Source organism: Pseudacidovorax sp. 1753 (assembly GCF_040544975.1).
GTDB lineage: Bacteria > Pseudomonadota > Gammaproteobacteria > Burkholderiales > Burkholderiaceae_C > Xenophilus.
In genome coordinates this window covers 195,958-215,009 of the sequence record NZ_JBEPKY010000008.1, presented here as the reverse complement: position 1 = coordinate 215,009, position 19,052 = coordinate 195,958, and the positions used below count along the sequence as shown (strand labels likewise).

Sequence of the window (19,052 nt, the reverse complement as noted above, 5' to 3'; positions counted from 1 at the left end):
GTTCAGCCCGACCGGGCTGCAGAGATCGCACCTGCGACTGGGCCTCAGGTCACGGCACTGACACGGACTGTTGGCAAATTGTGCATTTGAGTCATTTGTTGTGAATTTCCTCCTGCCTCCTCGGGCGGGAGGCAGGCCACGGCAGATGGGGGAAAGCACACGCGCCGGCCTTGCAGGGCCGCGCGTCCATTCGACCGTTCGAAGAAAGAACCGGCATGCCACGTATGCACCTGTCCTCCCGACCCGCGCCCGCCTGGAAGGCGGGCCTCCTGGGCCTGGCCACCGCCCTCTCGCTCGCCGCCTGCGGCGGGGGTAGCGGCAACAGCAACCTCGCCCTGACTGCTGCCGCTGCCGGCAGCAGCACCACGGCCACCCCACCGACCACCACGGGCAGCAGCACGCCGCCCGCCACGCCCGGCACCAATGCCGGCCGCAGCGGCCCGAAGGTGCTGCTGGTGCAAGTCGACGGCATGACGTACGCCGCACTGCGTCAGGCGCAGGCGGCCGGTGCGCTGACCAGCCTGCGCGCCGCCCCGGCCTGGACAGGCGGCATCGCCGGCACGCCCAGCGCCCAGCCCACCACCACCGGCCCGGCCTTCGCCACGCTGCTGACCGGCACCTGGGCGCGCCACGGCGTCGCCTTCGACAGCGCCGACCAGCGCATCGACACCGCGCGTACGCCCACGCTGCTGGCCCAGCTGCGCCAGCGCACGCAGCCCTTCGCCCTTCAGAGCGGCGTGGTCACCAGCAGCACGGTCGCCGCCAGCCTGAGCGCCGACCCCGCCGTGGCGGCCGCCATCGACCGGCGCGTGGACTGCAACGGCGACGACGGCTGCGTCACCACCCGCACGCGCCAGCTCATCGAGGCCGGCATCGACCTCACAGTGGCCGAGTACGGCGCGCCCGCCCGCGCCGCCACCGACGGCCTGGGCAGCGCCGGCTACCGCGCCAGCGTCACCGCCACGGCCGCCGCCGTGCAGCAGCTGCTGGACACCATCGCCCACCGCCAGGCCAACGACCCGAAGGAAGACTGGCTCGTGCTGCTGACCGCCGACCATGGCCTGGATGCCTTCGGCAGCACCACCGGCAGCCAGTCGCTGGACGACAAGACCAGCTTCGTCGCCAGCAACAAGGCCCTGCCCTCGCTGCCCGCGGTCAACGATGCGCCGCCGGCCGACATCGCCACCCTGCTGCAGGCCGTGGCGGCCACCGACCTCGCGCCCACCGTGCTGCAACACCTGGGCATGCTGCCCGCGCTGGAGCAGCGCAGCTACGACGGCATCGCGCTGCAGGCCGGCACCGCCGTGCGCCAGCTGCGCGCCGTGGCCGGCGCCGACAAGGCCAGCCTGGTGCTCGGCTGGACGATGGCCGGCAACACGCAGGTGCCGGTGAAGGTGTACCGCGACGGCACGCTGATCGCCACCCTGCCCGCCGCCAGTACCCGCTACACCGACAACATCCAGGCCGCCGCGGACGGGCTCTATGCCTACCGCTATACCGTGGTGGCCGGCGACTCGGCCACTGGCGTGCAGGCGCAGATCGCCTACGTCAAGCCCGCGCTGCTCGCGACCACGCTGGTGCAGGGCCTGGCCGCGTACTACCCGCTCAATGCGCTGCCCACCATCGATGCGATCGGCGCCTCGACGATGGCGCCCTGGGCGTCGGACGCCGCCGCCGGCTCGCTGGTGAGCGACGACCCCTTCGTCGCGCCGTACAAGGGCAAGGCGCTGCGCGTGGACAGCACCATCAGGAACGCCAGCGGCATGTCGGGCTACCGCCTGCTGCAGGGCACCGACGTGGCCACCGACAGCAGCGTCACGGCCTACACCCTCGGCTTCTGGCTGCGCACCGACGCCAGCTGCAGCCAGGGCGTGAGCAACGGCGGTACGGTGATCGGCAACAAGAACTACACCACGGGCGCCAACGCGGGCCTGGCCATCGGCCTGTTCGGCGGCTGCGAGATCCGCTTCAACGTCGGTGCCGGCGGCAGCCGTGCCGACAGCAATGGCTACAAGCTCAGCGCCGGCCAGTGGGCCTATGTGGCGGTGGTCATCGACAAGGCCAACCTCAGGATGACCGGCTACGTGCTCGACCCGGCCCTGGGCACGCAGACCGGCAGCGCCACGCTCACCAGCACCCTCGTCGCCCAGCTCGGCGGCCTCAAGAACGGCATCGGCCTCAACGAGGACGGCACCGGCCTGTACTACCAGCGCGAGACCAGCTCGCCGCGCGGCGCCATGGACTTCGACGACGTCGCCATCTGGCGCCGGGCCCTCACGGCCGACGAGATCGCCAGCATGTTCAAGGCGGCGCAGCCGCTGTCCACCCTGCCGCGCTGAAGGAGCCGCCCCCATGAACACCCGCCGCAATTTCCTGCGCGCCTCGGCCACCACGGCCGGTGCCGCCGCCGCCCTGGCCGCCTTTCCGCCCAGCATCCGCCGTGCGCTGGCCATCCCGGCCAACAACGTCACCGGCACCATCAAGGACGTCGAGCACGTGGTCATCCTGATGCAGGAGAACCGCTCCTTCGACCACTACTTCGGCACGCTGCCCGGCGTGCGCGGCTTTGGCGACCGCTTCACCGTGCCGCTGCCGGGCGGCCTGAACGTCTGGCAGCAGAGCGACGGCAACGGCAAGGTCATCCTGCCCTTCCACCTGGACAGCAGCAAGGGCAACGCCCAGCGCGACGGCGGCACGCCCCACGACTGGGACGACAGCCAGAAGGCCTGGGACAACGGCCGCCTGGCGCAATGGCCGCGCTACAAGACCACCAAGGCCATGGGCTACCACCAGGAAGCCGAGGTGCCCTTCCAGTTCGCGCTGGCCAATGCCTTCACGCTGTGCGACGCCTACCACTGCGCGATGCACACGGGCACGGATGCCAACCGCGCCTTCCACCTCACCGGCACCAACGGCCCGACGGCGCAGAACGTGGCCTTCGTGCGCAACGAGTGGGACTGGCTCGACGGCCGGGCATCGGCCGTCACCACCGGCTACACCTGGAAGACCTATGCCGAGCGGCTGGAGGACGCCAAGGTCAGCTGGATCTCGTACCAGAACATGCCCGACGAATGGGGCGACAACATGCTGGGCGCCTTCCGCCAGTTCCGTCGGGCCAACCTGGCCTCGCCCTACCCCGTGAGCAGCGGCGGCGCGCCCAACCAGCCCTACTCCAACAGCGGCCAGGCCACGCCCTACCGCGCCTACGACCCGGCCACCGACAACGCCGGCAACCCGCTCTACAAGGGCATCGCCAACACGCTGCCGGGCAGCAAGCCCGAGGACTACCTCGACGCCTTCCGCCGCGACGTGCGCGAGGGCCGGCTGCCGCAGGTGTCGTGGATCAACGCGCCCTCCATCTACTGCGAGCACCCCGGCCCGTCGAGCCCGGTGCAGGGTGCCTGGTTCATCCAGGAGATCCTGGACGCGCTCACCGCCGTGCCCGAGGTCTGGAGCAAGACGGTGCTGCTGGTGAACTTCGACGAGAACGACGGCTACTTCGACCATGTGCCCTCGCCGTCGGCGCCCTCGCCCAATGGCGACGGCAGCTACGCCGGCAAGACCACGCTGCCCGACTCGGCGCTCGCCGCCGAGTACTTCACCCATGCCGCGCCCGAGGGCAGCACCGGCCAGCCCAAGCCCGACGGCCGCGTGTACGGCCCCGGCCCGCGCGTGCCCATGTACGTGATCTCGCCCTGGAGCCGTGGCGGCTGGGTCAATTCGCAGGTCTTCGACCACACCTCGGTGCTGCGCTTCCTGGAACAGCGCTTCGGCGTGGCGGAGCCCAACATCGGTCCCTTCCGCCGTGCCGTCTGCGGCGACCTCACCAGCGCCTTCAACTTCGTCAACCCCAATGGCGAGCCACTGCCCACGCTGTCGGGCCGCAAGTCGCGCGACCAGGCCGACCAGTTGCGCACGCAGCAGCAGGCGCTGGCACAGATCGTGCCGCCGGCCAACCCGCAGCTGCCACGCCAGGCCGCCGGCACGCGGCCCTCCCGCGCCCTGCCCTACGAGCTGCACACCAGCGCGCGCGTGGATGCCGCCGCCGGCACCGTGCGCCTGATCTTCAGCAACACCGGCAAGCAGGCGGCGGTGTTCCACGTCTACGACCGGCTCAACCTCGGCCGCGTGCCGCGCCGCTACATGGTGGAGGCCGGCAAGCAGCTGGACGACAGCTGGGCCGCCGCCACCGACAACGCGGGCCTGTACGACCTGTGGGTGCTCGGCCCCAACGGTTATCACCGCCACTTCCGCGGCGACCTCAACGCGAGCCGCGCGGCAGGCACGGCCAGCCCGGAACTGCGCGTCTGCTACGACGTGGCCAACGGCAACGTCTACCTGCGCATGCGCAACGACGGCACCGCCGCCTGCACGCTGACGATCCGCGCCAGGGCCTACCGCGACGACGGCCCCTGGACCGCCACCCTGGCACCCGGCGCCACCGCCGAGCAGCACTGGGACCTGGCCGGCAGCGGCCGCTGGTACGACTTCGAGGTCGGCAGCAGCACCGACCCCAGCTTCCATCGCCGCTTCGCCGGCCGCGTCGAGACCGGCGCGCCGTCGGTGAGCGACCCGGCCATGGGCCTGGCCGAACGTTGAGCCGTCCGCCCCACCTCTTCCCTTCCATCCCCGACCACGAGCAACCCACCATGTCCCACACCCTCCTCTCCCTGCGCACCGGCCTCGTCGTGCTGGCCACCTGCGCCGCCCTGTCCGCCTGCGGCGGCAGCGGTGGCGGCAGCGGCTTCGTGCCCGCCGTCGGCGGCAGCACGCCGGGTGCCGGCACCGGCAACAGCGGCACCACGCCGCCCGCCACCGGCGACGGCAGCAAGGCGCCCGACATGCGCTGCGCCCCCTGAGCCCGCCGCCCCACGCAGAACCACGACGACACCCACACCATGAATTCCCGTCGCAAATTCCTCCAGGCCTCGGCCACCTCGGGCATCGCCGCCGCCACGCTGGCGGCCTTTCCGCCCAGCATCCGCAAGGCGTTGGCCATTCCGGCCAACAACGTCACCGGCACCATCAAGGACGTCGAGCACGTGGTCATCCTGATGCAGGAGAACCGCTCCTTCGACAACTACTTCGGCACGCTGATGGGCGTGCGCGGCTTCGGCGACCGCTTCACCATCCCGCTGCCCAAGGGCCTGAACGTGTGGCAGCAGTCCGATGCCAACGGCAAGCCGGTGCTGCCCTACTACCTGGACGGCAGCAAGGGCAACGCCCAGCGCGTGAGCGGCACGCCCCACTCCTGGACCGACGGCCAGAACGCGTGGGACGGCGGGCGCATGTATCAGTGGCCGCGCTACAAGAACACGGCCTCCATGAGCTACTACAAGGAGGCGGAGCTGCCCTTCCAGTTCGCGCTGGCCAATGCCTTCACCATCTGCGACGCCTACCACTGCGCGATGCACACGGGCACCAACTCCAACCGCATGTTCCTGTGGACCGGCACCAACGGCCCCACCGGCGCCAACGTGGCCTCGGTGGTGAACGTGTGGGACGACATCGGCCCTTCGACCCAGGGCTACAACTGGAAGACCTATCCCGAGCGGCTGGAAGCGGCCAAGGTGAGCTGGATGGTCTACCAGTTCATGCCCGACAACTTCACCGACAACCCGCTGGCCGGCTTCGTGCAGTACCGCAAGGCCAACGAGGCCTCGGGCAAGCCGGTGAGCAACGACGCCGCCTCGCCGGCCTACGACCCGGCCAGCGACAACGCGGGCAACCCGCTCTACAAGGGCATCGCCAACACCATGCCCGACGGCGGCCTGCTGGGGACCTTCAAGCAGGACATCAAGAACGGCAAGCTGCCGCAGGTGTCGTGGATCGTGGCACCGGCCACCTATTCCGAGCACCCCGGCCCCTCGAGCCCGGTGCAGGGCGCCTGGTACATCCAGGAGGTGCTGGACGCGCTCACCGCCGTGCCCGAGGTGTGGAGCAAGACGGTGCTCTTCGTCAACTTCGACGAGAACGACGGGTACTTCGACCATGTGCCCTCGCCCTCGGCCCCCTCGCCCAATGGCGACGGCACCTTTGCGGGCAAGACGACGCTGCCCGAGGCCGACGTTGCCTTCGAGCGCTTCACCCATCCGGTGGCCTCGCCCGGCCAGCCGGTGCCCGACGGCAAGGTCTACGGCCCCGGCATCCGCGTGCCCATGTACGTGATCTCGCCGTGGAGCCGCGGCGGCTGGGTCAATTCGCAGGTCTTCGACCACACCTCGGTGCTGCGCTTCCTGGAGCAGCGCTTCGGCGTGATGGAGCCCAACATCAGCGCCTACCGGCGTGCGGTGTGCGGTGACCTGACCAGCGCCTTCAACTTCGCGAACCCCAACAACGAGGCCCTGCCCACGCTGGCCGGCCGCAAGACCCAGGCCGAGGCGGACCAGCTTCGCGCCCAGCAGCAAGCGCTGGCCCAGATCGTGCCGCCCACCACGCAGCAGCTGCCGCGCCAGGCGACGGGCATGCGCCCTTCGCGCGCCCTGCCCTACGAACTGCACACGAGCGCGCGCGTGGATGCATCGGCGGGCACCGTGCGGCTGATCTTCAGCAACACGGGCAAGCAGGCGGCGGTGTTCCACGTCTACGACAAGCTCAACCTGGACCGGCTGCCGCGCCGCTACATGGTGGAGCCGGGCAAGCAGCTGGAGGACAGCTGGGCCGTCGCCACCGACAACGCGGGTCTGTACGACCTGTGGGTGCTCGGCCCCAACGGTTATCACCGCCACTTCCGCGGCGACCTGAACGCGCTGCGCGCGGGCGGCGCGGCCAACCCGGAGCTGCGCGTGTGCTACGACGTGGCCAATGGCAACGTGTACCTGAAGATGCTCAACGGCGGCAGCGGTGCGTGCAGTTTCACCATCCGCGCCAAGGCCTATCGCAACGACGGGCCGTGGACGGCGACGGTGGCCGCGGGTGCCAGCGCCGAGCAGCATTGGGACCTGTCGGGCAGCGGCCGCTGGTACGACTTCGCGGTCACCAGCAGCGCCGATCCGAGCTTCTACCGGCGCTTTGCGGGCCGCGTGGAGACCGGTGCGCCGTCGGTGAGCGATCCGGCGATGGGGCTGCAGGATCTCTGAGTCCGGCTGCGTCGGTCGCGAGCGCGCTACATGCGCAAGTGATGGGGACGGTAACCCGGCAGAGGGCACCGGCATGCGCGCTCCCGGTGCACGCTCGCGCCGACCTGCTTGCTGCACCGGGCGGGTGCCCGCTCTCCACCGACGCGCCTTCTGCACTGCACGGCGCCGCGAATGGCACCTCCGCACGCACACCGGCACCCTCCGCCTCGACGCTGCGCCCGAACGGCCGGGTTCGGCCGCCCGGGCCCCAAATCCGTTCGCCCTGAGCTGGTCGATGGGCAGAGGGGCGCGCGGCGCATGTGCACTGCGATGCCTGACCCGCCTGCCTGCTGCCCATAGGGGCGAGGCTTCGACAGGCTCAGCCCGAACGGGGTAGGGTTGACTGGCCGGCATTACCTCCAGGGCCCCAACGACCCAACGCCCGAAACGACTGAAGGACCCGAAGCCCAAGCCCAAGCCCAAGCCCAAGCCCAAGCCCAAAGGACCCAAAGGACCAAGGCCCGAAACCGGGAGGGCTCGCGCGCAGCGTCAAGGCGGAGGGTGCCGGTGTGCGTGCGGAGGTGCCATTCGCGGCGCCGTGCAGTGTCCCAAGCACGTCGGTGGAGGGAGAGCACCCACCTGGTGAGGCAAGCCGGTCAGCGCGAGCGTGCACCGGGAGCGCGCATGCCGGCGTCCTCTGCCGGGTTAGCGGCGCGCCGGTCGATCACCCGAATCAGCGGTCGATCACCCGGCCCAGCACTTGCTCAGCCCAACGACCCAAGGCAACAAAAGGCGCACCCCCTAGAATCCGCGCCCTTTGCCCGCCCCTGCCATGACCGCTCCGTCCTGCTGCGCCATCGACTTCGGCACCTCCAACTCTGCCATCGCCCTGCCCCAGGCCGACGGCAGCGCGCAGCTGGTGCTGGTGGAGGACGAACGGCCCACCATGCCGACCACCGTCTTCTATGACGTGGAAGACCTCGAAGGCCACGAGCCGCCGCGCCAGCTGCATGGCCGGGCCGCCCTGGCCGCGTATGTGGAAGGCCGCGAAGGCCGGCTGATGCGCTCGATGAAGAGCATCCTGGGCTCGGGCCTGGCCGAGCAGTCCACCGAGGTGGGCGAAGGCCGCTCGGTGCGCTACCTCGACGTGATCGGCGACTACCTGCGACATCTGCGCCGCCTCGGCGAACGGGCCGCCAGCGGGCCGCTGACGCGCGTGGTGCTCGGCCGGCCGGTGCACTTCGTCGACGACGACGCCATGCGCGACGCCAAGGCCCAGGCCTCGCTGGAGGCCGCGGCGCGCGAGGTGGGCTTTGCCGAGGTCCACTTCCAGTTCGAGCCCATCGCCGCCGCGCTGGACCACGAGCAGTCGGTCTCGCAGGAAGAGCTCGTTCTGGTGGCCGACATCGGCGGCGGTACCTCCGACTTCTCGCTGGTGCGCGTGGGGCCGCAGCGGCGCGAGCGCCTCGATCGCAAGGACGACATCCTGGCCAACCACGGCGTGCACGTGGCCGGCACCGACTTCGACCGCCGGCTGGACCTGGCCGCGATCCTGCCGCTGTGCGGCTACCGGGCGCTGGGCCCGGCCCGTCCGGGCGAGCGCCCGCGCGAAGTGCCCAACGCGGTGTACTTCGACCTTGCGACCTGGCACCTGATCAATGGCGTCTACGCCACCAATCGCGTGCTCGAGCTGCAGCGCATGCGCAGCTTCTATGCCGACGCGCGGCTGCACGCCCGCCTGATGCATGTGGTGCAGGCCCACCTGGGCCACGCGCTGCTGGCGCGCGCCGAGGCCGCCAAGATCGCCGTGGCCGAGGGCGGCGCCACCACGCTGGGGCTGGACCTGATCGAGCCCGGCCTGGCCACGCCGCTGGATGCCGCCACCGCGCTCGGCGCGCTGGACGCCGACCTGCAGCGCATCGCCGACGCCGCCGTCGAGACGCTGGCCCAGGCCGGCGTGACGGCGCAGGACGTGCGCACGCTCTACTTCACCGGGGGCTCCACCGGCCTGCGCGCGCTCACCGAACGGATCGCCCAGGTGGTGCCCGGGGCACGCGTGGTGCGCGGCGACCGGGAATCGAGCGTGGCCCGCGGCCTCGGGCTGCACGCCTTGCGCGTCTTCGGCTGAGCAGCGGGCGTCGGCGCGTCAGACGCGCAGGCCCTCCAGAGTCCGCTCTTCCCGCAGCAGGGCGGGCAAAGGCGCCAACGCCGGCAGGCCCAGGTAGCTGCGCACATGGTGGAAGTCCGGGTCGCTGTCGAACACGGCGTCCAGCTCCTGCGGCCCGAGGAACTGGCCGCAGGCCAGGCGCTCGCCGATGCGGGCGCAGAGGTAGCCGAGGGCCAGAGCGGGTGCGCGCGCTGGCGGCGCCGCCTCCAGCGGCGTGACCAGCACCGATTCGAGCGCCCAGGCATCCGCCGCCAGGTGGGCGGGCAGCTTCCATTCGCGCATCAGCAGTTGCCCGAGGGCGCCGGCCGACACGCCCCAATGGGCCTGCTGAAGCCGCAGGCGCGGCAACAGCGCGCCGGGCGCCACCGCGTCGTCGGGCGCGCGGCTCGCGTGCTGGAAGGTGGTCGCGGCCAGGTGGCCCACGAAGGAGATCACGACGCCGGTGGCCAGCGCGCCGGGATCCTCCAGCTGCAGGCGCGGTGCCAGGCGCAGGCACAGCGCGCCCGCCAGGCCGCCCGAGGCATCCAGCGTGTCCAGCACCCGGCGGCCGAAGGGCGAGCCGCTGTTGAAGGACATGCCCAGCATGTGCCGCAGGCAGATGTTGCGCACCGTGGTCAGCCCCAGGAAGGTGATGGCCTGGCTCACGCTGGCCACTGGCTGGCGTACGCCGTAGAGCGGCGAGTTGACGGCCGCCATCACCTTGGCGGCCACCAGCGGCTCGCCCATCACCAGCGCCGCCAGCTCCGAGGCGCCGGCGCGCGACACGAAGTCGGGCGACACCAGCTGCTGCAACGCGCGCGGCGGCGGCGGGATCTCGCGCAGCACCGTGCGCACGCGACGTGCCTGCTCCTCCAGCAGCGCGTCGGCGGCGGTGAGCTGGAAGCTGGCCAACTGCTCGGGCAGGCCGCCCGTGGGCGGCGGCGCGTAGGCCTGGAGTGCGGCGTCGGGGCCGGCCTCCACCTCGCGCCATTCGAACTCGGGTGCCAGCGGCGCAGGCGCGGTCGCCGTGCGGCGCGGGGCGGGCGCGGGCACGCCGGGCGCGTCGGCGCGGCCAGTCAACGAGCGCCACCAATGCTGCCAGCGGCTCGTCATGCGATGCGGCCGCCCCCATGAGCCTGCCACCCGGCCGGACGCACCGGTCCCCCGGCGATGGACCAGTGGGGGACGGACGGACACAGGCACATGGTGGCGGAGGGTCGTGAGGTGCACGGCGCACCCGGAGTGGGCGGCGCACCAGGAAATGAAGCCGAAGGAATTATTAACGCTTTGTTTCAATTGGCGCAACGGGCCCGACCCAACGCTATGATCGGCGGCCCTGGAGATGGCATTCCTCCATGAACCGCCGTGGCGCCTGCCGCGGCTGATGATGCCTACATGCCCCTGACCTCGTCGGGAAGCTGTAGGCGTTCGCGTCCGCACTCGACGGCTGGGTCAGGTCCCTTCCCTTCGCATCGACGACATGACCCGACATTCCCGCTTCGAGCAGCTCGCCCTGCTGCGCTCGGTCGCCAAGTGGCTGCCCCTGGCCAGCCTGGTGGCCGCGCTGGCCGGCTCGGCCTCCGCCTTTTTCCTCTTCGCACTGGACGCCGCCACGCGATGGCGAGAGACGCATCCGGCCATCATCTGGCTGTTGCCCTTGGCCGGCGCGGCCGTGGGCTGGATCTACTGGCGCCTGGGCAAGCAGGTCGAGGCGGGCAACAACCTCATCATCGACGAGATCCACGACCCCCAGAAGACCGTGCCGCTGCGCATGGCGCCGCTGGTGCTGGGCGGCACGGTGGTGTCGCACCTGTTCGGCGCCTCGGTGGGGCGCGAAGGCACCGCGGTGCAGATGGGCGGTGCGCTGGCCGACCAGCTGACGCGCCTGTTCCGGCTGGACAACGAGGACCGGCGCATCCTGCTGATGGCGGGCATCGCGGCCGGCTTCTCGTCGGTGTTCGGCACGCCGCTGGCGGGCGCCCTCTTCGGCCTGGAGGTGCTGGCCATCGGTCGCATGCGCTACGACGCGCTCTTTCCGTGCACCGTGGCGGCCATCGTGGCCGACCAGGTCGGCCAGGCCTGGGGTGTGCACCACACGCATTACGTGGTCGGCAGCGTGGCGCCGGTGACGCTGTGGAGCGTGCTGGCGGTCACGCTGGCGGGCATCGCCTTCGGCCTCGTCGGCCGGGCGTTCGCCGTGGCCACGCACCGGCTGGGCGGCTGGGTGCGGCGCTGCATCGCCTACCCGCCGCTGCGCCCCTTCGCGGGCGGCATGGTGGTGGCGGTCGCGGTGTGGGCACTGGACGCGCACCGCTACATCGGCCTGGGCATTCCGACCATCGTGGCGGCCTTCGAGGGTCCGCTGCCACCGTGGGACTTCCTGGGCAAGATGGCCTTCACCATCGTCTCGCTGGGCACCGGCTTCAAGGGCGGCGAGGTGACGCCGCTGTTCTACATCGGCGCCACGCTGGGCAATGCGCTGGCGCCGCTTCTGCACATGCCGGTGTCGATGCTGGCGGGCATCGGCTTCGTGGCGGTGTTCGCGGGCGCGGCCAACACGCCGGTGGCGACGATCGTGATGGCGGTGGAACTCTTCGGGCCGGCCATCGGCCCGCTGGCGGCCATCGGCTGCCTGGCCAGCTACCTCAGTTCCGGCCACACTGGCATCTACCACGCCCAGCGCGTGGGCAATGGCAAGTACCGGCCGGCGCTGCCCGAGGGGCTGCGACTGTCGGAGATCGCGCAGTACCGGCTGCAGGCCAAGGCCGCGCACGCCAAGGCGAGCGAGCCCCAAAAGCAGAGCTGAGCACCGGCCGGAGCCGTGCCCGCTGGCTTCGGCAGGGCCTCTCGGTCGTCGCCTCCGACTATCAGCGCCTCGGCGGCGCCCGGGCCGTATTGCCGACGAGGTGATCATCACGGGCAAGTCGCAGAGCTTAACCTCGTCAATCGGCGCCAGCCGCCTCGCGGCCGAGTACGCGCCAGACCTGGAGCTGCGCGCCGCCATCGCGGTGGTAGCGGTTAGTGGCGCCGCAGATCTGGCGATTAAGTTCAGCGATTGATGAGTGATCAGATAGCCGACCGACCCCACATCGCTCCAGGCACCACTGACCTGGAACGGGCCAGCAGGAGCCCCCGAACGGGAATCCAAAGGCGATCAAGCGGCTGCATGCAGCCGAATGCTGTTCGCGTACGCCGGGACGCCGGGCTCATTCACCTTCCGATTGGTCGAGCGGTATTTCCCTGACGGCTGCCTCCGCAAGAAGCTCGAAGACGGCCGCGCCACCGCGAAATGGACCGGCACGATAGGCGTTCAACACAAGCTGCAGCCGCTTCTGGACCTTTTCATTGGTGCCTCCCGCGTGCAGTCTCTCCCGCTGAAGACAGTACTTCCTGTGCTTTTCGATGGTATCCATCTGCTGACGGGTCACCCGGAAGTGATGCAGGAGGCCAAAAGCCTGGTCGTTGAAGCCTTCGCGCTGAAGTTCGTCCAGGAGTTCGATCGTGCGTTTCGGAGATGCCATGAGTTGCATTCGGACAGTTCAGATGAATGCCGTAGCAGCAGCCGTCCAGTCAGGCGCTCGGCGCCGCCCAGGCCGCTGCCAATGGTTGACGGCAAGGGTCCCGCCTGAGCCGACAGGACTCCGAAGAATGTGACCTATCGTTATCTCGGATGCCAGCATCCATTTGCCGGAGGGCAAACCGAAGCCGGCCAATAGCCCTCGCCGGCCATCAGGCCCGCATCGCCACCATCACCGAATACGCCTTCACCACGGCCGTGGCGGCTTGGCCTACCGCGATGCCGAGGGCATCGATGGCATCGTTGGTGACGCTGGCCGTGATCACCGCGCCGCCAGGCAGCGTCAGGCCCACGAGCGAGGAGACGGCGCCGCGCTCGACGCGCGAGACGGTGCCGGCGAACTGGTTGCGTGCCGAGAGCTGGTAGCCGGCGAAGTCGGTCACCAGCACCACGGCCGAGGACTTGACGAGCGCGATCGCCTCCTTGCCCACGGCCGCCTGCAGCCGCGTGGCCGCGGCGCTGGTCATGGTGGCGACGATCTCCTGGCCGCCGGCCAGGGCGATGGTCAGTTGGGTGGTGACGGGGCCGGCCTCGACGGCGCTGACGGTGCCGGCGAACTGGTTGCGGGCGGTGGTCTTCATGGCGATTCTCCGGAGAAGGCCGGCCAGGGCCGGCTGTTGGATGAGCAGGGCTTCCTGCTCGCGCAGGAAGTCGGCATGGGCGCTCTGCAGGCCGCGCCAGGCGGCCAGCAGCGAATGGCCAGCCGGCGTGAGCTGCGAGCCGCCGCCGCCTTTGCCGCCAGTGGCGCGCGCCAGCAGCGGCTCGTTGGCCAGGTTGGAGGCCGTCTCCAGCAGCAGCCACGCGCCCTTGTAGCTGTAGCCCGCGGTGCGCGCCGCGCGGTTGATGGAGCCGGTGCTGTCGATGGCTTCGAGCAGGGCGAAGAAGCGCGCGTCCAGCCGCCCGGCCAGGCGCAGCTCGCCATGCAGCAGCGTGGCGTCAGGCATGGGAGGCTCCCAGCAGGCGGCGTACGGCGGCGGCCTGCGGCGGCTCGGCCGCGCGTGCAGGGGCGCCGAGCAGCTCCAGCTCGACGCCGGTGCCCCGCGCCACATTCACCTGCCGCACGGCGCGGCCCTGCTCGATGAGCACAGCCTCTTGCGCCAGCGCCAGCACGTCGTCGACGTCGTGCGTGATCATCAGCACGGGCAGTTGCCAGCGGGCGCAGACGGCGGCCAGTTCCTGCCGGAGGTCGTGGCGCAACATGGGATTGAGGGCGGCGAAGGGCTCGTCGAGCAGCAGCACCTGGGGCTCGCAGGCCAGGGCGCGGGCCAGGGCCACGCGCTGCTGCTGGCCGCCGGACAACGCCGATGGGCGTGCATCGGCCATGGCCTCCAGGCCGAAGCTGGCCAGCAGTTCATCCACACGCCGTGCCGCGCGCGCATCCAGCCGGCGGCGCCACCAGGTGGTCAGGCCGAAGCCGATGTTCTGCCGCACGCTCAGGTGCGGGAACAGCGCGTAGTGCTGGAACAGGTAGCCCACGCGGCGCTGCTGCGTCGGCAGGTCGATGCCCGCCTCGGCATCGAAGAGCGTGCGCCCGCCGATGCGCACATGGCCGCGCTCGGGCCGCAGCAGGCCGGCCACCGCCTGCAGCGTGAGCGACTTGCCCGCGCCCGAGGGGCCGTACAGCGCCACCATGCGCGCCTGGCTGCGAAAGCACGTGTGCAGCGCGAAGCGGCGCTGGCCGTCGCTCACGGCCAGTTGCAGGTCGACATCGATCAACGCCATCAGGAGGGCTGGCCGAAGCCGTACTTGTTCAGCACCTCCATCGCGGGCGGCGTCGACAGGAACTGGATGAACGCCTTCGCCAGCGCCTTCTGGCGGCTTTCGCTCACCACCACGATGGGATAGCTCACCGGCGTGTGGCCGGTGGCGGTGAAGGCGATCTTCACCTTGTCGCCGCCGATGGCGGCGTCGGTGCGGTAGACGAAGCCGGCATCGACCTCGCCGCGCGCCACATAGTCGAGCACCTGGCGCACGCTGTCGGCGTAGACGAACTTGGGCTCCAGCGTGGTCCACAGGCCGGCCGCATCCAGCGATTCCTTGGTGTAGCGGCCCACCGGCACGGTGGCGGTCTTGCCGATGGCGATGCGCTTGACGGCGGCGCCGGTCAGGTCCTTGGCCGAGGTCAGGGCCGGTCCGCCCTGCGCGGGTACCACGGCCACCACGGTGTTGAGGGCGAAGTCCCGCTTGCTGTCGGCGTCGAAGAGTTTCTTCTCGATGCCCTGCGTCACCGTGGCCTGGTCGGCACTGGCGAAGACATCCACTGGCGCGCCCTGCGCGATCTGCTGGATCAGCGTGCCCGAGGCGGCGAAGTTGAAGACCAGCTTCGCGCCCGGATGGCTGGCCTCGAACCGGGGCCCCAGTTCCTTGAAGGCATTGGTCAGGCTGGCCGCGGCCGAGACCGTGAGCTGCTGGGCCGCGGCCAGCGCCGGCAGCGCGGCCAGGGCCAGCACGGCGAGCCCTCGACGGGTAAAGCGGGCCAGGGACAAGGGACGGGACATGGTCAGACTCCTTTTCAACAGATGCGACAGACTCGACAAAGACGATGAATGGGGATGTGGTCGGCGTGCGGGGCCGCTCAGCGCAGCGACAGGAAGCGGTTGGACACGACCAGCAGCGCCACCGACAGCACCGAGGTGACCAGCACCAGCAGCAGCGCCATGCGGTCCTCGCCCGCCTGGACGGCGTCGTAGATGGCCATGGACAGGGTCTGGGTCTTGCCGGGGATGGAGCCCGCCACCATCAGCGAGGCGCCGAATTCGCCCATCGCGCGGGCAAAGGCCAGCAGCGTGCCGGCCAGGATGCCGGGCCAGGCCAGCGGCAGCGTCACACGCACGAAGCTGCTCCAGGCCGACTGGCGCAGCGTGCGGGCCGCGGCCTCCAGGCTGCGGTCCACGCCACCGAAGGCGGCGCTGGCCGACTTGAGCACCAGCGGCAGGGCCACCACGGCCGAGGCGACGACGGCCCCGTGCCAGTTGAAGACGATCGTGTAGCCGAAGTACTCGTACAGCCAGCCGCCCACCACGCTGCGCCGTCCGGCCAGAACGAGGATGGCGTAGCCGATCACCGTGGGCGGCAGCACCAGGGGCAGGATGCAGATCGCCTCCAGCAGGCTGCTGCCGGCGAAGCGCCGGCGGGCGAACAGCCAGCCCAGCGCCGTGCCCGCCACCAGGGCCAGCACGGTCGCCACGCCCGCCACCTTGAGCGACAGGAACAGCGGGTGCCAGTCGGTGGCCTGGAGGCTTTGCGACAGATCCGACAGCGCGGACGGAGGGCTTTGCGACATTTGCTACGTAGTCCAGTACATAACGATGAGGGTGCAATATACGCGCCAGCGTTGTGAAGCACGTCACACGGCGAGCGCCACGTCCCGCATGAAGAGCGACAGGGCCTCGCGTGCCGCCGCAGGCGCGTGCACGGCCGGCTTGAGCAGCAGCAGGTGCGGCCCCAGCTGCGCCTGCAGCGTGCGCAGCCGGGCCGCGCAATGGGCCGGATCGCCGATCACGGCATTGGCCAGGATGGTGTCGTCGTCGGCATCGGGCCGGAACATCGGCGGCCTGCCCTGCGCCCCAAACTCCACGCCCATCAGCTGCGGATAGGCGCGCACGGCGGCCAGCCCGTGCGCGACGGCCCGGTCATGGTCCGGCTCGCAGTGAAAGAAGCGGGCGATGGCAAAGCGCCAGTTCTGCGGTCGGGCGCCGCGCTCGGACGCGATGGCCGCCGCCACCTTGGCCAGGTCGGCCGAGGGCGTGGCCATCAGGCCATGACCCTCCTGCGCCGCAAGGCGCAGCGCCTCGGGGCTCAGGCTGGCCAGCCACACGGGCACCGGCTGCTGCAGCGGACGCGGATGCACCGACAGGCCGTGGCTGCGGTAGTGGCGCCCCTCGAAGTCGACCGCATCCTCGCGCCACAGACGGCGGATGAACGCCAGCGCCTCCAGCAGTCGCTCGCGCGCCTCGGCCTCCGACGCCACGCCCGCATGCCGGTACTGGGCGGGAAAGGGCCCGCCGCGCGCCACGCCGAATTCCATGCGTCCGCCGCTGAGCAGATCCAGCGCAGCCATGTCCTCGGCCACCCGCACCGGGTCGTTCAGGGGCAGGAGCGCGGCGCCCGTGCCCAGGCGGATACGCCGCGTGCGCGCCGCCAGTTGGGCCAGCAGCACCATGAGCGCGCTGCCGATGGCGAAGCGGCTGTGGTGATGCTCGGCCACCCAGACGGAATGAAAGCCCAGGGCCTCGGCCAGCTCGCCGGTGAGCAGGGTCTGCGCCAGGGCATCGCGGGGATCGCCGTCGGGGTCTTCCACGTTGAGGAAGACGCCGTAGCGCGAGCCAGCAGGCGCGGCGGCGGTGCCTGTGGCGGGAGCCGGGTTCGTGCTTGGCGGAAGGGCGCTCATCGCCCGCCTCCTGCTGCGGGCGCCGCTTCCAGGAACCAGCTGCGCACGGTGTCGTAGGGATAGCGGGTCAGGCCCGCATGGCGGCTGCGCGGCGCCATCAGGTGCACCGACAGCGGCTCGGCCCAGCGCCAGAAGTCGGCCCGCAGGCCGGGCGTCCAGCCGGCGTCGTCGAAGGCATGCCAGAGCTGCACCAGCCAGAGCTCGCGGCCCTCCTCGTCCAGCAGCAGCGGCAGGCCCGAGCCGACGCGCAGCCGCGCGTGCCGGCCGCTGTAGAAGAGCGGCCCGCCGCAGGACTCGACCACGAAGTCGGCCACACGCTGCTCCACGCAGCCGGCGCACCGGCCCGCGCGGGCGAAGAGCGGCGTGCGGCACAGCCGCTGCATGTGCAGGTGCACCAGCCGGCGCAGGCCCTCCTCGCTGCACTGGGCCAGCAGCCGGTGTGCGGGCTGGGGCAGCAGCGGCAGGCACGGTGCCTCGGCAAAGGCCGCCCCGGCCCCCGGCGAATCGCCGGCCGGCCAGTGGAGCGTGAGATAACAGGCCCGGTCGCAGGGCACCCAGCGGGCGCCACGGGACACAGGTTGGGCGGATTGGAAGGCGGACATGGCGGCTTCGTCGGTTTTGTCGGGACAGGCGACGTGTTATGTAGTTCACTACATCGCGTTAGCCGTCCTAGTGCAAGCCGCGTGCCCGGCGCGTCAGATCCGCGCCCGGCCGTCCTCCGGCCCGAAGCACAGGCCATGGTCGCTGCACACGCCGCAACTGGGCGACTTGCAGACGAAGACCTGCTCGCGCTCGCACAGCTGCTTGTAGAAGAACTTCTTCCACTTCATGTCGCCCGTGTTGCGGGCCGCGAGCGCGGGGAACCAGCCGCCGATCAGCGCCGAGAGTTCGCGACGCGAGGGCAGGAACAGGTCCTGCCACAGGTGGTTGCCGCCCAGGCTGGCGCAGGCCAGCGCATGGGCGACGGCCGGTCCGTCCTCGGGCGGGCCAGCCGCGGGAGACAGGTGGTCGAGCAGCAGCGCCACGAGGTCGTCCACCTCGTCCTGACGCGGCTCGGCGCGGTCGGCGCCGTCGAGCGCCAGCCAGTCCAGCCCGAGCGCCAGGTCGGCGCCGGGAAAGCGGCGGTCCATCACCGCGCGCGTGGCCGCGGCCGGCAGGCCCGCGAGGGGCAACCATTGCGTGCCATGGTCCGCGAAGGCCGCGCCGATGACACCGGCCAGCGCCAGGCTGGCCGGCTCGCCGCGCTGCGGGGCACAGGCCAGCAGCAGGGCGCGGGGGTGGAGGGCCTGGGCATTCATGGCCGGGCGACCCCTACACCTGCGCCGCGGCGTGCGTGTAGCACTTCTTGGGGCAGATCTTGGCGCAGGCCGTGCAGCCGATGCACAGCTCCTGGCGGGCGATGGTCATCACCTTGCGCTCGTACTCGTCGTCCTCGTCGTCGTCGCCGGAGAGGGCGATGTGCTCGCCCTCGTCGTCCAGGCCGACGAGTTCGAGCACGCCGCGCGGGCAGACCTTGAAACAGCGGCCGCAGCCGATGCACTTGTCTTCGTCCAGTTCGGCGACGAAGGTGGGCGTCCAGGTGGCGCCGCTGGGCAGGGTGACGTTGAAGGTGGTCATGGCTGGCTCGGGGCTGGCGGGGCGTGCGTCGTCAGGCCGCTGCGGCGGCAGAGGCCTTCCGGGCGGCCATCAGCGCGGCATGGGCCTCGTGGCAGCGCTGGGCCACCTCCAGGATGCGCTCCCAGTTGGTCGGCAGCTCTTCCGACAGGTCATGCAGGTCCATCTTGGCCTGCACGGCCTGGGCGTTGAGCTTCTTGAGGCGGGCTTTCAGTTCTTCTGCTGTTTCAGACATTCGGCGGCTCCTGGGTACTTGGTGGCACACGT

General features: G+C 70.9%; 18 protein-coding genes and 1 riboswitch. Of the genes, 7 read left to right on the top strand and 11 right to left on the bottom strand.

The annotated features are described in order from the left end of the window. Positions 1–215 precede the first annotated feature (215 nt). The 5 genes from ABIC63_RS12130 to ABIC63_RS12110 all read left to right on the top strand — a co-directional run bounded on the left by ABIC63_RS12130 (position 216) and on the right by ABIC63_RS12110 (position 9,186). A complete protein-coding gene (locus ABIC63_RS12130) occupies positions 216–2,339 on the top strand; it encodes a LamG-like jellyroll fold domain-containing protein (protein ID WP_354319937.1) in 2,124 nt (707 codons plus the stop codon). 13 nt (positions 2,340–2,352) lie between these two features. Then, positions 2,353–4,599: a phosphocholine-specific phospholipase C gene (locus tag ABIC63_RS12125; RefSeq protein ID WP_354319936.1), complete on the top strand. Its 2,247-nt coding sequence runs from the start codon at positions 2,353–2,355 to the stop codon at positions 4,597–4,599. A 50-nt stretch (positions 4,600–4,649) separates the two neighbouring features. Further along, a complete protein-coding gene (locus ABIC63_RS12120; protein WP_114803546.1) occupies positions 4,650–4,859 on the top strand; it encodes a hypothetical protein in 210 nt (69 codons plus the stop codon). 39 nt (positions 4,860–4,898) lie between these two features. Continuing rightward, complete coding sequence (locus ABIC63_RS12115) at positions 4,899–7,079, top strand: phosphocholine-specific phospholipase C (RefSeq protein ID WP_354319935.1); 2,181 nt, start codon at positions 4,899–4,901, stop codon at positions 7,077–7,079. A gap of 811 nt (positions 7,080–7,890) precedes the next feature. Then, a complete protein-coding gene (locus ABIC63_RS12110; protein WP_354319934.1) occupies positions 7,891–9,186 on the top strand; it encodes an Hsp70 family protein in 1,296 nt (431 codons plus the stop codon). An 18-nt stretch (positions 9,187–9,204) separates the two neighbouring features. Here ABIC63_RS12110 and ABIC63_RS12105 read toward each other — a convergent pair whose 3' ends face one another. Next, positions 9,205–10,317, bottom strand: coding sequence for an HDOD domain-containing protein (locus tag ABIC63_RS12105; RefSeq protein ID WP_354319933.1), 1,113 nt, complete (start codon positions 10,315–10,317; stop codon positions 9,205–9,207). 216 nt (positions 10,318–10,533) lie between these two features. After that, a riboswitch (Fluoride riboswitch) is annotated at positions 10,534–10,605 on the top strand. Between the two features lie 79 nt (positions 10,606–10,684). On the opposite strand from ABIC63_RS12105, the gene ABIC63_RS12100 reads away from it, so the two are divergent. Both ABIC63_RS12100 and ABIC63_RS12095 read left to right on the top strand, forming a co-directional pair. Beyond that, positions 10,685–12,010 (top strand): voltage-gated chloride channel family protein, encoded by a 1,326-nt coding sequence (locus tag ABIC63_RS12100; protein ID WP_294368621.1) that lies wholly within the window; start codon positions 10,685–10,687, stop codon positions 12,008–12,010. Between the two features lie 100 nt (positions 12,011–12,110). Continuing rightward, positions 12,111–12,263: a hypothetical protein gene (locus tag ABIC63_RS12095; RefSeq protein WP_294368623.1), complete on the top strand. Its 153-nt coding sequence runs from the start codon at positions 12,111–12,113 to the stop codon at positions 12,261–12,263. Between the two features lie 147 nt (positions 12,264–12,410). Here the strand turns inward: ABIC63_RS12095 and ABIC63_RS12090 are convergent, their stop codons facing one another. The 10 genes from ABIC63_RS12090 to ABIC63_RS12045 all read right to left on the bottom strand — a co-directional run bounded on the left by ABIC63_RS12090 (position 12,411) and on the right by ABIC63_RS12045 (position 19,020). Then, entirely contained in the window at positions 12,411–12,734 is a 324-nt protein-coding gene (locus ABIC63_RS12090) for a hypothetical protein (protein WP_294368625.1), read from the bottom strand. A gap of 199 nt (positions 12,735–12,933) precedes the next feature. Beyond that, the gene (locus ABIC63_RS12085) at positions 12,934–13,725 is read right to left on the bottom strand and encodes a TOBE domain-containing protein (protein ID WP_354319932.1); all 792 of its coding nucleotides are present in this window, start codon (positions 13,723–13,725) and stop codon (positions 12,934–12,936) included. Beyond that, positions 13,718–14,503, bottom strand: coding sequence for a sulfate/molybdate ABC transporter ATP-binding protein (locus ABIC63_RS12080; protein ID WP_354319931.1), 786 nt, complete (start codon positions 14,501–14,503; stop codon positions 13,718–13,720). Before ABIC63_RS12080 ends, ABIC63_RS12085 begins: the two co-directional genes overlap by 8 nt. Beyond that, the gene (gene modA, locus ABIC63_RS12075; RefSeq protein ID WP_354319930.1) at positions 14,503–15,279 is read right to left on the bottom strand and encodes a molybdate ABC transporter substrate-binding protein; all 777 of its coding nucleotides are present in this window, start codon (positions 15,277–15,279) and stop codon (positions 14,503–14,505) included. The genes ABIC63_RS12080 and modA overlap by 1 nt, the downstream gene beginning before the upstream one ends. Before the next feature lie 77 nt (positions 15,280–15,356). Next, a complete protein-coding gene (gene modB, locus ABIC63_RS12070; protein WP_294368635.1) occupies positions 15,357–16,064 on the bottom strand; it encodes a molybdate ABC transporter permease subunit in 708 nt (235 codons plus the stop codon). Between the two features lie 63 nt (positions 16,065–16,127). Beyond that, on the bottom strand, positions 16,128–17,171 hold the full coding sequence (locus ABIC63_RS12065; RefSeq protein WP_354319929.1) for an LLM class flavin-dependent oxidoreductase: 1,044 nt from the start codon (positions 17,169–17,171) through the stop codon (positions 16,128–16,130). Further along, complete coding sequence (locus ABIC63_RS12060) at positions 17,168–17,773, bottom strand: globin family protein (protein ID WP_354319928.1); 606 nt, start codon at positions 17,771–17,773, stop codon at positions 17,168–17,170. Before ABIC63_RS12060 ends, ABIC63_RS12065 begins: the two co-directional genes overlap by 4 nt. A gap of 93 nt (positions 17,774–17,866) precedes the next feature. Beyond that, on the bottom strand, positions 17,867–18,469 hold the full coding sequence (locus ABIC63_RS12055; protein WP_354319927.1) for a nitrogen fixation protein NifQ: 603 nt from the start codon (positions 18,467–18,469) through the stop codon (positions 17,867–17,869). Positions 18,470–18,482: 13 nt separating this feature from the next. Continuing rightward, complete coding sequence (gene fdxB, locus ABIC63_RS12050; protein WP_354319925.1) at positions 18,483–18,788, bottom strand: ferredoxin III, nif-specific; 306 nt, start codon at positions 18,786–18,788, stop codon at positions 18,483–18,485. A gap of 31 nt (positions 18,789–18,819) precedes the next feature. Beyond that, a complete protein-coding gene (locus tag ABIC63_RS12045; RefSeq protein ID WP_017758743.1) occupies positions 18,820–19,020 on the bottom strand; it encodes a CCE_0567 family metalloprotein in 201 nt (66 codons plus the stop codon). Positions 19,021–19,052 lie beyond the last annotated feature (32 nt).

Bases quoted from the DNA above. Each gene is read 5' to 3' on its own strand.
- ABIC63_RS12130 (WP_354319937.1), top strand. From the start codon at position 216: ATGCCACGTATGCACCTGTCCTCCCGACCCGCGCCCGCCTGGAAGGCG.
- ABIC63_RS12125 (WP_354319936.1), top strand. From the start codon at position 2,353: ATGAACACCCGCCGCAATTTCCTGCGCGCCTCGGCCACCACGGCCGGT.
- ABIC63_RS12120 (WP_114803546.1), top strand. From the start codon at position 4,650: ATGTCCCACACCCTCCTCTCCCTGCGCACCGGCCTCGTCGTGCTGGCC.
- ABIC63_RS12115 (WP_354319935.1), top strand. From the start codon at position 4,899: ATGAATTCCCGTCGCAAATTCCTCCAGGCCTCGGCCACCTCGGGCATC.
- ABIC63_RS12110 (WP_354319934.1), top strand. From the start codon at position 7,891: ATGACCGCTCCGTCCTGCTGCGCCATCGACTTCGGCACCTCCAACTCT.
- ABIC63_RS12105 (WP_354319933.1), bottom strand. From the start codon at position 10,317: ATGACGAGCCGCTGGCAGCATTGGTGGCGCTCGTTGACTGGCCGCGCC.
- ABIC63_RS12100 (WP_294368621.1), top strand. From the start codon at position 10,685: ATGACCCGACATTCCCGCTTCGAGCAGCTCGCCCTGCTGCGCTCGGTC.
- ABIC63_RS12090 (WP_294368625.1), bottom strand. From the start codon at position 12,734: ATGCAACTCATGGCATCTCCGAAACGCACGATCGAACTCCTGGACGAA.
- ABIC63_RS12085 (WP_354319932.1), bottom strand. From the start codon at position 13,725: ATGCCTGACGCCACGCTGCTGCATGGCGAGCTGCGCCTGGCCGGGCGG.
- ABIC63_RS12080 (WP_354319931.1), bottom strand. From the start codon at position 14,503: ATGGCGTTGATCGATGTCGACCTGCAACTGGCCGTGAGCGACGGCCAG.
- modA (WP_354319930.1), bottom strand. From the start codon at position 15,279: ATGTCCCGTCCCTTGTCCCTGGCCCGCTTTACCCGTCGAGGGCTCGCC.
- modB (WP_294368635.1), bottom strand. From the start codon at position 16,064: ATGTCGCAAAGCCCTCCGTCCGCGCTGTCGGATCTGTCGCAAAGCCTC.
- ABIC63_RS12065 (WP_354319929.1), bottom strand. From the start codon at position 17,171: ATGAGCGCCCTTCCGCCAAGCACGAACCCGGCTCCCGCCACAGGCACC.
- ABIC63_RS12060 (WP_354319928.1), bottom strand. From the start codon at position 17,773: ATGTCCGCCTTCCAATCCGCCCAACCTGTGTCCCGTGGCGCCCGCTGG.
- ABIC63_RS12055 (WP_354319927.1), bottom strand. From the start codon at position 18,469: ATGAATGCCCAGGCCCTCCACCCCCGCGCCCTGCTGCTGGCCTGTGCC.
- fdxB (WP_354319925.1), bottom strand. From the start codon at position 18,788: ATGACCACCTTCAACGTCACCCTGCCCAGCGGCGCCACCTGGACGCCC.
- ABIC63_RS12045 (WP_017758743.1), bottom strand. From the start codon at position 19,020: ATGTCTGAAACAGCAGAAGAACTGAAAGCCCGCCTCAAGAAGCTCAAC.